The sequence below is a fragment of the Pseudomonas fluorescens genome (assembly GCF_902497875.1).
In the GTDB taxonomy this organism is placed as follows: domain Bacteria; phylum Pseudomonadota; class Gammaproteobacteria; order Pseudomonadales; family Pseudomonadaceae; genus Aquipseudomonas; species Aquipseudomonas fluorescens_BR.
On sequence record NZ_CABVHY010000006.1, the window covers coordinates 146,678 to 159,217 of the forward strand.

The following is a 12,540-nucleotide window of genomic DNA, read 5'->3' on the forward strand; positions in this document are numbered from 1 at the left end:
ATGTTTGATTGCTGTTTTTTATTGCACGGCGTCGAGTGGAATGACTCGACAGTTTTTTCGAGGAAAGTGGTTGGCGAAGCCGATTTCAGGCTGTTCGTCCCGTTGTTCATGCGCGGGGTTTGTACACATGAATCAATCATTTTCTGCTTCACTCAAGGCTCGCCCATAGGCTGGCCACCCGGATCATAGGGGAATGGCGTAATGGCAACGGTAGACCGCTGGCTGCTGCCAGATGGCATCGAAGAAGTACTGCCGCCGGAAGCGGCGCGCATTGAAATAGCGCGCCGCCAGGTGCTGGATCTGTTCCAGAGCTGGGGCTATGAGTTCGTCGTCACCCCGCATATCGAATACCTGGAATCCCTGCTGACGGGTGCAGGCCAGGATCTCGATCTGCGAACCTTCAAGGTGATCGACCCGCAGTCGGGCCGGCAGATGGGCTTTCGTGCCGACATCACGCCGCAAGTGGCGCGCATCGATGCGCACACCCTGCGTCGCGAAGGGCCGAGCCGTCTGTGCTATGCCGGCAGCGTCCTGCATGCCCAGCCGCGGGCCTTGTCGTCCTCGCGCAGCCCGATCCAGCTGGGTGCCGAGCTGTATGGCGATGCCAGTCCGAGCAGCGATGTTGAAGTCATCAGCCTGATGCTGGCTATGCTGCAACTGGCCGACGTGCCGGATGTGCACATGGACCTCGGTCATGTCGGCATCTATCGCGGCCTGGCCCGTGCCGCCGGTTTGTCCGGTGAAGTGGAACAACAATTGTTCGACGCCCTGCAACGCAAGGCGATCGATGAGGTCATTACCTTGACCGAAGGCCTGCCCGCCGATTTGTCGGGCATGCTGCGGGCCCTGGTTGATTTGTGTGGCGGTCGTGAAGTACTGCCCGCTGCTCGCGAGCGTTTGGCCAATGCGCCGGCTCCCGTACTGGCGGCGCTGGACGATTTGCTGGCGATTGCCGAGCGATTGTCCGCGCGTTTCCCCGAGTTGCCGCTGTACTTCGACCTGGGTGAGTTGCGCGGTTACCACTATCACACCGGTGTGGTGTTCGCGGTATTCGTACCGGGTGTTGGCCAGTCCATCGCTCAGGGCGGTCGTTATGACGATATCGGCGCCGACTTCGGTCGTGCCCGTCCGGCGACTGGCTTCTCTACCGATTTGAAAACCCTGGTGACCCTGGGGCGTGCTGAAGTCGAGCTACCGTCTGGCGGTATCTGGATGCCTGACAGTACGGACGCAGCACTCTGGCAGCAGGTTTGCCAGTTGCGCAGTGAGGGTCAGCGTGTCGTTCAGGCGTTGCCTGGGCAACCTTTGGCCGCCGCCCGTGAAGCGGACTGCGACCGGCAATTGATTCAGCAGAACGGGCTTTGGCAAGTATTGCCGCTGGCTTCTTGAGTTTTCCTGCCGGCCGTTGCCGGCACCAAGTTTGCGCGAATGAGGACAAGTGTTATGGGTAAGAATGTCGTAGTCCTGGGCACCCAATGGGGTGATGAGGGCAAAGGCAAGATCGTTGATCTGCTGACCGAACATGCTGCCGCGGTAGTGCGCTATCAAGGTGGCCACAACGCCGGTCACACGCTGGTGATCGATGGCGAGAAAACCGTTTTGCACCTGATCCCGTCGGGCGTCCTGCGCGATGGCGTGCAGTGCCTGATCGGTAACGGTGTAGTGGTTGCACCTGACGCCTTGCTGCGTGAAATCATCAAGCTGGAAGAGAAGGGTGTACCGGTACGCGAGCGTCTGCGTATCAGCCCGTCCTGCCCGTTGATCCTGTCCTACCACGTGGCGCTGGACCAGGCCCGTGAAAAGGCCCGTGGCGAGCTGAAGATCGGCACCACCGGTCGTGGCATCGGCCCGGCGTACGAAGACAAGGTTGCCCGTCGCGGTCTGCGCATTGGTGACCTGTTCCACCGCGAGCGTTTCGCCGCCAAGCTGGGCGAGTTGCTGGATTACCACAACTTCGTGCTGGTCAATTACTACAAAGAGCCCGCGATCGATTTCCAGAAGACGCTCGACGAGTGCATGGAATACGCCGAACTGCTCAAGCCGATGATGCTCGACGTCACCGCCGAACTGCACGAACTGCGTCGCGCGGGTAAAGACATCATGTTCGAGGGCGCTCAAGGCTCCTTGCTGGACATCGACCACGGTACCTACCCGTACGTCACCAGCTCCAACACCACCGCTGGCGGCATCGCCACCGGTTCGGGTTTTGGTCCGATGTACCTGGATTACATCCTTGGCATCACCAAGGCGTACACCACTCGCGTGGGCTCGGGCCCGTTCCCGACCGAGCTGTTCGACGACATCGGTGCATTCCTGGCCAAGCGTGGCCACGAGTTCGGCGCTACCACCGGCCGTGCCCGTCGTTGCGGCTGGTTCGATGCCGTGATCCTGCGTCGCGCTATCGATGTCAACAGCATCTCCGGCCTGTGCCTGACCAAGCTCGACGTGCTTGATGGTCTAGAGACCATCAATATCTGCGTGGGCTACAAGAACCAGGATGGTGCAGTGATCGACGCACCAACCGACGCCGACAGCTACATCGGCCTGGAACCGGTATACGAAGAAATGCCGGGCTGGACCGAATCGACCCTCGGCGCCAAGACCCTGGAAGAGCTGCCTCAGGCTGCTCGCAACTACATCAAACGCGTCGAAGAGTTGGTCGGCGCGCCGATCGACATTATTTCGACGGGCCCGGACCGCAACGAGACCATCGTTCTGCGTCATCCGTTCGCTTAATAAGTCGTTGATGTAAAAGACAAAGGGCCCTTCTCAGGGCCCTTTTTCGTTTCTGTCGGTCAAACGGCACGACCCTTGCTGTGATTCCCTTTTTCTGGCTGCCATCAATTTAATGGCGTCCTAGCAGAGGGATTTCCTGTGTCGGCCGTTCTCTCACTGTTACAAAGCCGTTTATTGCGGCCTGTGTTCGTTACCCTTGGTATCGCCCTCTTGGTGCAAGTACTGGTGGCTGTCGCCCTGACCCGGAGCACAGTGACCGCACTGGAAGCCGATCTCGGCAATCGCCTGGGCGTCGATAGCCAAAAACTCGCAGGCGAACTTGAGCAGGCGGGACGTGAAGTCACGTCGAGTCTCGACAGCCTGTCCACCAGTACCCGTCAACGTCTGACCGCAGGATTGTCCTCGCGGCTGGAAGACGAGCAGGCGCAATTGCGCGCGACGCTGGAAAAGGGTCTGAAGGACTCGGCCAATGACATGGCCCAGCTGCTGGCTTCGGTGGCTCCGCGGGCCATGTGGGACAGTGACGTGCCGGCCCTTTCCGAGTTCGCTCGACGCGCCCAGCGCAATCCCAACGTACTGTTCGTGGTGTATGACGACGCCACCGGCCAGCACCTGACTCGCTATATGAATCGCGAAAACCCGATCAACAAGGCGCTGCTGGAAAAGGGCCAGGGTGATCGCGCGATGGATAAAATCCTCGATGCGGCGAAAAACGATCCTTCGGTCTACTACCTCGAAGCCTCGATCAACCCTAACGGCGTGGAAATCGGCAAGGTCTTGATGGGTGTCTCCACCGCGTCGGTGGAAACCGATCTGGCGGCGCTGGACCAGCGCTTCTCGGCCTTGATCGCCAGCGGTGATCAACTGGTGGGCGACAGCCTCAAAGGTGCGGCGGCTGACAGCGCCACGGCCATGCGGGCGCGCTTGCAGTCGGCACAAGCCACCGCCTCCGAGATGAAAGACAACACTACCAGCACCGTGCAGGAGGCTGCGGCCACCTTGCGCTGGCGGATTGGCATGGGCCTGGCGTTGGTCGGCCTCGGTGTACTGCTGTTACTGGCGGTGGTCCTGGGGCGTCGAGTGGTCAACAGATTGCATTTGCTAATCGCGGCGCTGAATGATCTGGCGGCCGGGGAGGGGGATCTGACCAAGCGCGTGCAGCTCAACAGCAAGGATGAGATTGGCGAAATGGCCTCGGCGGTCAATCGCTTTGTCGACAAGTTGCAGCCGATCGTTCGCGAGGCGGGTGATGTGGCGCAGCGTACGGGCGTGGAAATCGGCGCCATGACCTTGCGCAATGCCGGTGCCGACGCAGCGGCAGCGGCGCAGCGCGACGAGGTGGCCGAGAGCTTGCGGGCGCTGTCGCAAATGGCTGATGAAGCGCAGGCCGAAAGTCATGCCATGCAGGCGGCCTTGCAGCAAGTGGTGGATATCCGTCAGGCGACCGACCAGAACACCCGGACCTCGGCTCAGGTCGGCAGTCTGATCGAAGCCTTGGCCGGACAGGTGGAGACCGGGTCCAAAGTGATCGAGCGGCTGGCGCAACAAAGCGAGCAGATCGAAGTGGTGCTGACGGTGATTCACGGAATTGCCGAGCAGACTAACCTGTTGGCGCTGAACGCGGCCATCGAAGCAGCCCGTGCCGGTGAGACCGGGCGTGGCTTTGCGGTCGTAGCCGATGAAGTGCGGGCGCTGGCGAGCAAGACCCAGAGCTCTACCGGCGATATCCAGGCGCACATCGGCGCCTTGCAGCAAGGTGCCCGTGAGGCGGTAGCGGCCATTGGCCAGGCAGGTCGTCAGGCCAGCGAAGGCTTGCTGGTGTTGCGCGACAGCGCGCGGCTGCAGCAGTCGGTGCAGGCCTCGGTCGAGCAGGTGCATGCGGCGATTGGTCTGGCGACCCAGGCGGCCGCCCTTCAGGCGCAAGGCGCACATGCGGTGCGTGGGCGGGTTGAAACTATTCATGCCCAGGCCGAGCGGGCGGCTCAGGCAGTGGTGGAAACCACTGCCAGTGGCAAGGTGCTGGATGGGCTGGCGGCGCAGTTGAAGGCGAGCCTGGGGCAGTTCAGGGCGTAATAGGCCCGAAAAGATCGCAGCCTGCGGCAAGCTCCTACAGTTTGCGTACATCTCAATGCCGGAGGTGTACTCGGTCGGTGTAGGAGCTGCCGAAGGCTGCGATCTTGGCGCTTTCAGCGACTCAGATACATCTTCGTCGTGAGCAAATACACCGGCAACCCTGACACCAGAATCAACAGCGCCGCATAAGGCGCCGCTGCTGCAAACTCCACATTCGCGGTATGCGCCCAGACTTCCGTTGCCAAAGTGTTGAGCCCGGTCGGGCTGAGCAGCAAGGTCGCCGTCAGCTCCTTCATGGCATCCAGGAACACCAAGGCAAACGCTGCCCCCAGCGCCGGGAAGATGATCGGCAGGGTCACCCTGACAAATGCGCTGAAAGAAGACGCTCCGAGGGTTCGGGCAGCTTCTTCCAGTTGCGGTGCGGCTTTGTTCAGGGCGGTGCGGATCGGCGCCTGAGCCAGTGGCAGAAACAGCAGGGCATAAGCAATCAGCAGCAAGCCGGACGTCTGATACAGCGCCGGTACATAGTGCAAGGCGAAGAACACCAGCGTCAGCGCAATCACCAGGCCTGGCAGTGCATGCAGCAGATAGGGCAGGCGCTCCGCCCACAGGGCCAATCGGCCTTTGTAGCGAACTACCAGCAGGCCGACCGGCACTGCCAGCACCAGGCACAGTGCTGCGCCGCCCAGGGACAGCGCCAGCGAAGACAGCAAGGCTTCGCTGATGGCGCCGACCGGGAATGCCGCTGACGAGCCCACGGCCAACCAATACGCGAGCATGCCCAGCGGAATGCCGCTGCCGATAATCGTCAGCAGCAGGCAATACAACTGGCCCGCAGCCGCCCATTTACCTAGCTGAACCTGCTCGGCATGCCGCGCCGCGCCCTGGCCAATGCGCACGTGACGGCCCTTGCCGCGAACCCGCAACTCCAACCACAAAAGCACCAGGCACAGTGCAAGCAATACCGCGGACAGCATCGCCGCATTGGCGTTGCTGAATTCCAGCTCGAACTGCTGATAGATCGCCGTGGTAAAGGTTTGCAGGCCGATGATCGACAGGGCGCCGAACTCCACCAGCATGTGCAGGGCGATCAGCAGGGCGCCGGCCAGTAACGAAGGCCAAAGCAGTGGCAGGGTAATCCTGAAGAACACCCCCCAACGATTTTGCCCCAGGGTCCGCGCGGACTCCTCCAGGGATGGATCGAGGTTGCGCAAGGTGGCTGCCACGGGCAAGAAAACCAGGGGGTACTTGGAAAGGGTCATGACCAGAATGGCGCCGCCCAGGCCTTCGAAGTTCGCGCTCAGCGACACCCAGGTGAAACTGCTGACGAAGGCCGGTACCGCGAACGGCAGGCAGAGCACCACGCCCCACAAGCGCCGCCCGGGCAAGTTGCTGCGCTCCAGCAGCCAGGCCAGCGACAGGCCGATCACCGCGCACGCCAGCGTGACACCAACCATCAGCAACAGCGTGTTGCGCAGCAAGCCGAACACATACGGTCGCCACAACAGATGCAGTGCCTCGGTCCAGCCAGCCTGCCAGGCCTTGAGTCCGACATAGAGCAGCGGCAGCAGGCTCATGGCGACCAGCAACAATACGGGCAGCAGCAGCCAGATCGATGGCCGTTTGCGCCTCGGTACAAAACCGCTGCGCAAGACGCCGGCGGGTAGCGATGCGCTCATCAATTCAGGCCAACGTCACGTTCCAGCTCCAGGGCTTGTTCGGCGTTGCCGAGGTCGGCCGGGGTGACGTTTGGCGGTTGCAGTTCGCTGAAGGGTTTGAGGTCGCGATCCGATTCCATGCCCTTGCGCAGCGGGTACTCCGCCGACGTCTGAGTAATAATGCGCTGGCCTTCTTCGCCGGCCATGAAGGCGAGGAACTGCTGGGCTTCCTTGGGGTGTTTGCTGGATTTGAGTGCCGCCGCGCTGGAGACGGTAATCAGTCCGCCGACATCGCCGCCGGTGAAGTAATGCAGTTTGGAATCGAGCTGGCCTTTTTCGCGCTGCAGGGCGAACCAGTAGTAGTTGTTCACCAGGACAGTGGCGACTTCGCCATTCTCCACGGCCTTCAAGGCCACCATATTGTTGCTGTAGACCTTGCCGAACGCCCGCAGGCCGGTCAGCCATTCTTCGGCCGCGTCCATTCCGTGCACTTTGATGATCGCCACGGCCTGTTCCTGGAAGGCGCCGCTGGTGGGGACGAAGCCGACCTTGCCTTGCCATTGCGGTTGGGAGAATTCCATGACCGATGTCGGCAGGTCTTGTTCGGCGATCAGTTTCGGGTTGAACGCGACCACCCGAACCCGTGCGGTGACGCCCATCCAGGTGCCATTGCCGGCCACGTATTCCTTGGGCAGAACGTCGAGCGTGCTGGCGTCGATCGTCGCCAGCAGGCCCTGTTCGCCAAGCTTGTTCAGCGGTGGAGACTCTTCGGTATAGATCACGTCGGCCGGGGAGCGGTCGCCTTCTTCGACGACCTGGCTGGCGAGCTGGTTGCTGCTGCCTTTGCGCACATTGACGTGAATACCGGTCTTGGCTTCGAAGGCTTTGGCGATGGCGTCGCCGACTTCCTTGTGCTGGCCGTTGTACAGCGTCAGGGAAACAGGGTCTGCAGCTTGAGTGAGGGGAGACGCGAGTGTCAGGCCGAGCAGGGTGATGGTCAGGCCGCGACGCAGGGTATTTCGAAACATCATTCGCAGGGTTCCTCGCTGGCGCATTGCAATATTTAGTTACAATGATAAACGATATTGTTTCTCGTGTGCGCCTGGAGGGGATGCAGGGGAGGCTTTCGGGTGCAGGCACCTGTGGCGAGGGAGCTTGCTCCCGCTGGGATGCGAAGCAGCCCCAAATACTGCAACTGCATTCTGTCAGGCTCGCCGCATTCACCGGCTTACGACTGCTTCGCCCGAGCGCGGACCGGCCGGCGGGAGCAAGCTCCCTCGCCACAAAATGCAGTCCTGCTCTTTGGGGGGGATGTTGGACGGCCAGAAACGCAAAAACCCGCTTTCGCGGGTTTTTGTGAAGCTTCAAAGCAATGCTTTGAAGTTTGAATTGGTGCCCAGAAGAAGACTCGAACTTCCACGACCTTGCGGTCACCAGCACCTGAAGCTGGCGTGTCTACCAATTTCACCATCTGGGCAGTATCAGCAGCGTTGTCCGCCGTTGATGAGGCGCACTATACGGAGAGCGTTTTGATCTGTAAACCCCTGTTTTGGTTTTAATAAATCAAATACCTAAAATGCAAAAACCCGCTTTCGCGGGTTTTTGTGAGAGTCTGGAGATTGATGTAATCTCTAGCTCTTGAATTGGTGCCCAGAAGAAGACTCGAACTTCCACGACCTTGCGGTCACCAGCACCTGAAGCTGGCGTGTCTACCAATTTCACCATCTGGGCAATATCGACATGCGTCTGCGTCGTCGATGGCGCGCACTATACGGACCACCTATTTCACTGTAAACCCCTGTTATTAAAAATACCTGGAAAATTTCACGAGCGGCATTCATGAGAGCTTTCTATGCTTGGCAAAGGGCGTTTCGAGCGCTGTCCGAGCCTGAAATTTCCCGTTTCAATACGCGTATGCCAAACTAACCCGCATATAGACAAGGTGAAAACTCTCTAATGGCCGATTGGCAGTCCCTCGATCCCGAGGCCGCTCGTGAAGCGGAAAAATACGAAAACCCTATTCCTAGCCGCGAACTGATCCTCAAGCATCTTGCGGATCGGGGTTCGCCGGCTAACCGCGAGCAGTTGGTGGAGGAGTTTGGTCTGACCACAGAAGACCAGCTCGAAGCCCTGCGTCGCCGCCTGCGCGCCATGGAGCGCGATGCTCAGCTGATTTACACTCGTCGCGGCACCTACGCGCCGGTGGACAAGCTCGATCTGATCCTCGGTCGCATCAGCGGTCACCGCGATGGTTTTGGTTTCCTGATCCCGGACGACGGCAGCGATGACCTGTTCATGAGCCCGGCGCAAATGCGCCTGGTGTTCGACGGTGACCGTGCGCTGGCCCGGGTTTCCGGCCTGGACCGTCGTGGTCGTCGCGAAGGCGTGATCGTCGAAGTGGTTACCCGCGCCCACGAAACCATCGTTGGCCGGTACTTCGAAGAAGGCGGTATCGGCTTCGTGGTGGCCGACAACCCGAAGATCCAGCAAGAAGTGCTGGTCACGCCGGGTCGCAATGCCAGCGCTAAAGTCGGTCAGTTCGTCGAAGTGAAGATCACTCACTGGCCAACGCCACGCTTCCAGCCGCAAGGCGACGTGGTGGAGGTAGTGGGTAACTACATGGCGCCGGGCATGGAAATCGATGTCGCCCTGCGTACTTACGACATTCCTCACGTCTGGCCTGAAGCGGTGCTCAAAGAAGCCGCCAAGCTCAAGCCGGAAGTCGAAGAGAAAGACAAAGAGAAGCGCATCGACCTGCGCCATCTGCCCTTCGTCACCATCGACGGTGAAGATGCCCGCGACTTCGATGACGCGGTCTACTGCGAAGCCAAGCCGGGCAAGCTGCGCCTGTTCTCCGGTGGCTGGAAGTTGTACGTGGCGATTGCCGACGTTTCCAGCTACGTGAAAATCGGTTCGGCGCTCGACGCCGAATCCCAGGTGCGTGGCAACTCGGTGTATTTCCCCGAGCGCGTGATACCGATGCTGCCTGAGCAGCTGTCTAACGGTCTGTGTTCGCTGAACCCGCACGTCGATCGTCTGGCCATGGTGTGCGAGATGACGATCTCGAAAACCGGCGAGATGACGGATTACCAGTTCTACGAAGCGGTGATCCACTCGCAGGCGCGCCTGACCTACAACAAGGTCAGCACCATCCTCGAACAACCGAAAACCAGCGAAGCCAAGCAACTGCGTGGCGAATACGCAGGCGTCGTGCCGCACCTCAAGCAGCTGTATGCACTGTACAAAGTGTTGCTCGGCGCCCGGCATATCCGTGGAGCGATCGATTTTGAAACCATGGAGACCCGAATCATCTTCGGCTCCGAGCGCAAAATCGCTGAAATCACCCCGACCGTTCGTAACGATGCGCACAAGCTGATCGAGGAATGCATGCTGGCGGCCAACGTGGCCACCGCTCAATTCCTGAAAAAGCATGAAATCCCTGCGTTGTACCGGGTCCATGCCGGTCCGCCGCCGGAGCGTCTGGAAAAGCTTCGCGCGTTTCTGGGTGAGCTCGGCCTGTCGCTGCACAAAGGCAAGGACGGCCCGTCGCCGAAGGACTACCAGGCACTGCTCGCCGGCATCAAGGATCGTCCGGATTTCCATCTGATCCAGACCGTCATGCTGCGCTCGTTGAGCCAGGCGGTTTACAGCGCCGATAACCAGGGCCACTTCGGTCTGAATTACGAAGCCTATACACACTTCACTTCGCCGATTCGTCGTTACCCGGACCTGCTCACGCACCGGGCGATCCGCAGCGTGATCCATTCCAAGCAGAACACCCCGCACGTCAAGCGCGCCGGTGCGATGACCATTCCCAAAGCGCGTATCTATCCGTACGACGAAGCGGCGCTGGAGCAGCTCGGCGAGCAGTGTTCGATGAGCGAGCGGCGTGCCGATGAAGCGACCCGGGACGTCGTGAACTGGCTCAAGTGCGAGTTCATGAAAGACCGCGTCGGCGAGTCGTTCCCGGGTGTGATCACCGCGGTGACCGGTTTTGGTTTGTTCGTCGAGCTGACCGATATCTATGTCGAGGGCCTGGTGCACGTCACCGCCTTGCCGGGTGACTACTACCACTTCGATCCAGTGCACCACCGCCTGGCCGGTGAGCGTACCGGTCGCAGCTTCCGCTTGGGTGATACCGTGGAAGTACGGGTCATGCGGGTTGACCTGGACGAACGCAAGATCGACTTCGAGATGGCCGAAAAAACCATCAGCGCGCCGATCGGTCGCAAAAAACGTACGGCGGGAGTCGATGTACCTGCGGCCAAACCTGTTCCTGAGCCGGCAGCGGCCAAGACCGGGCGGCGTACCGCGGCTGACAAGAAAACCGGCGAAGCTTACCGTCCAAGCGACGCTGCGGCGAAAAACGCCGAGCTGCGCAAAAGTCGTGAAATGAAGCAGGCGTTGCTGTCTGAAGCGAAAAGCGGCGGTAAAGCGCCGTCTGCGGGAAAGTCCGGCAAGTCGACGCCAGACCGGGCGACGGACAAGCCAGCCAAACCGAGTAAACACCGTAAAGGCCCGCCGAAAGCGGGCTCGGCTCCAGCCGCGAAAAGCGGCGGAGTGCGTAAACCAAAGGCCAAGTCATGAGTCAGTTGGAAAAGATCTACGGCGTGCATGCGGTAGAAGCGTTGTTGCGCCATCACCCAAAGCGGGTCAAGCAGATCTGGTTGGCTGAGGGTCGTAATGATCCGCGAGTTCAGGTGTTGATCGAACTGGCCAACGAAAATCGGGTGGCCGTCGGCCAGGCTGAAAAGCGTGAGCTGGATGCCTGGGTCGAAGGCGTGCACCAGGGCGTGGTGGCGGACGTCAGTCCGAGCCAGGTCTGGGGCGAAGCAATGCTCGACGAGCTGCTCGACCGCACTGAAGGCGCGCCACTGATTCTGGTGCTCGATGGCGTGACCGATCCGCACAATCTCGGCGCTTGCCTGCGTTCGGCGGATGCGGCGGGCGCGTTGGCAGTCATTGTGCCGAAAGACAAGTCGGCAACCCTGACGCCGACTGTACGAAAAGTGGCCTGCGGCGCGGCGGAGGTGATTCCGCTGGTGGCCGTGACCAACCTGGCGCGCACCCTGGAAAAACTCAAGCAGCGAGGCTTGTGGGTCGTCGGTACGGCGGGCGAGGCTGAGCAGGATCTGTATCAGCAGGACCTGACCGGCCCGACCATCCTGATCATGGGCGCGGAGGGCAGCGGGATGCGCCGCCTGACTCGCGATCTTTGCGACTATCTGGTGCGCCTGCCAATGGCCGGCAGTGTCAGCAGCCTCAATGTGTCCGTGGCGACCGGTGTCTGCCTGTTCGAAGCCCTGCGTCAGCGCGGCGTCAAGGCTACTGCCAAAAAGTCCTGACACACCTCTGTAGGAGCTGCCGCAGGCTGCGATCTTTTGATTTTGCTTTTTAGAAGATCAAAAGATCGCAGCCTGCGGCAGCTCCTACAAGTGTTCTGCTTTCCAGTCGAGGTGATTGTTCAAATAATCACCAATTGCCTTGCACCTCTTCTGTCCCTTCTCTACAATTGCGCCCCTTGCTGTGACGGCAGGCACGCATGTGTCTATCGCAAGCAAGTCCACAGTGTCATTCACTCCTTGTCTGACCGCTTTTGAGCGGCAGGCTACAACCCGTAAGGAGCATTCATGCGTCATTACGAAATCATCTTTTTGGTCCACCCGGATCAAAGCGAGCAAGTCGGCGGCATGGTAGAGCGTTACACCAAGCTGATCGAAGAAGACGGCGGCAAAATCCACCGTCTGGAAGATTGGGGCCGTCGTCAACTGGCCTACGCAATCAACAATGTTCACAAGGCTCACTACGTGATGCTGAACGTTGAATGCACCGGCAAAGCCCTGGCTGAGCTGGAAGACAACTTCCGTTACAACGATGCAGTGATCCGTAACCTGGTCATCCGTCGCGAAGAAGCCGTTACCGGCCAATCCGAGATGCTCAAGGCTGAAGAAAACCGCAGTGAGCGCCGTGAGCGTCGTGACCGTCCTGAGCATTCTGACAGCGCCGATGGCGATGACAGCGATAACAGCGACGCCAGCGATAACGCTGACGAGTAATCCACGGACCTTTTGAG

8 protein-coding genes and 2 tRNA genes are annotated in these 12,540 nt (G+C 60.2%); 6 read left to right on the forward strand and 4 right to left on the reverse strand.

Annotation, left to right across the window (positions count from 1 at the left end; genetic code table 11):
- Positions 1-201: 201 nt before the first annotated feature.
- The 3 genes from F8N85_RS07705 to F8N85_RS07715 all read left to right on the forward strand — a co-directional run bounded on the left by F8N85_RS07705 (position 202) and on the right by F8N85_RS07715 (position 4,809).
- Entirely contained in the window at positions 202-1,389 is a 1,188-nt protein-coding gene (locus tag F8N85_RS07705; RefSeq protein WP_150803057.1) for an ATP phosphoribosyltransferase regulatory subunit, read from the forward strand.
- Between the two features lie 54 nt (positions 1,390-1,443).
- Positions 1,444-2,736, forward strand: a complete 1,293-nt coding sequence (locus F8N85_RS07710) for an adenylosuccinate synthase (protein ID WP_150803058.1) — start codon at positions 1,444-1,446, stop codon at positions 2,734-2,736.
- A 138-nt stretch (positions 2,737-2,874) separates the two neighbouring features.
- Positions 2,875-4,809: a methyl-accepting chemotaxis protein gene (locus F8N85_RS07715; protein WP_150803059.1), complete on the forward strand. Its 1,935-nt coding sequence runs from the start codon at positions 2,875-2,877 to the stop codon at positions 4,807-4,809.
- Positions 4,810-4,922: 113 nt separating this feature from the next.
- Here F8N85_RS07715 and F8N85_RS07720 read toward each other — a convergent pair whose 3' ends face one another.
- The 4 genes from F8N85_RS07720 to F8N85_RS07735 form a co-directional block, all read right to left on the reverse strand.
- Positions 4,923-6,488, reverse strand: coding sequence for an ABC transporter permease (locus F8N85_RS07720; protein ID WP_150803060.1), 1,566 nt, complete (start codon positions 6,486-6,488; stop codon positions 4,923-4,925).
- On the reverse strand, positions 6,488-7,498 hold the full coding sequence (locus F8N85_RS07725; protein ID WP_150803061.1) for an extracellular solute-binding protein: 1,011 nt from the start codon (positions 7,496-7,498) through the stop codon (positions 6,488-6,490). Before F8N85_RS07725 ends, F8N85_RS07720 begins: the two co-directional genes overlap by 1 nt.
- Positions 7,499-7,857: 359 nt before the next feature.
- Positions 7,858-7,944, reverse strand: a tRNA-Leu gene (locus tag F8N85_RS07730).
- Positions 7,945-8,111: 167 nt separating this feature from the next.
- Positions 8,112-8,198 (reverse strand) — tRNA-Leu (locus F8N85_RS07735).
- 225 nt (positions 8,199-8,423) lie between these two features.
- Here F8N85_RS07735 and rnr point away from each other — a divergent pair.
- The 3 genes from rnr to rpsF all read left to right on the forward strand — a co-directional run bounded on the left by rnr (position 8,424) and on the right by rpsF (position 12,523).
- A complete protein-coding gene (gene rnr, locus F8N85_RS07740; RefSeq protein WP_150803062.1) occupies positions 8,424-11,054 on the forward strand; it encodes a ribonuclease R in 2,631 nt (876 codons plus the stop codon).
- A complete protein-coding gene (rlmB, locus tag F8N85_RS07745; RefSeq protein WP_150803063.1) occupies positions 11,051-11,812 on the forward strand; it encodes a 23S rRNA (guanosine(2251)-2'-O)-methyltransferase RlmB in 762 nt (253 codons plus the stop codon). Before rnr ends, rlmB begins: the two co-directional genes overlap by 4 nt.
- Before the next feature lie 285 nt (positions 11,813-12,097).
- Entirely contained in the window at positions 12,098-12,523 is a 426-nt protein-coding gene (gene rpsF, locus F8N85_RS07750; protein WP_020299424.1) for a 30S ribosomal protein S6, read from the forward strand.
- Positions 12,524-12,540 lie beyond the last annotated feature (17 nt).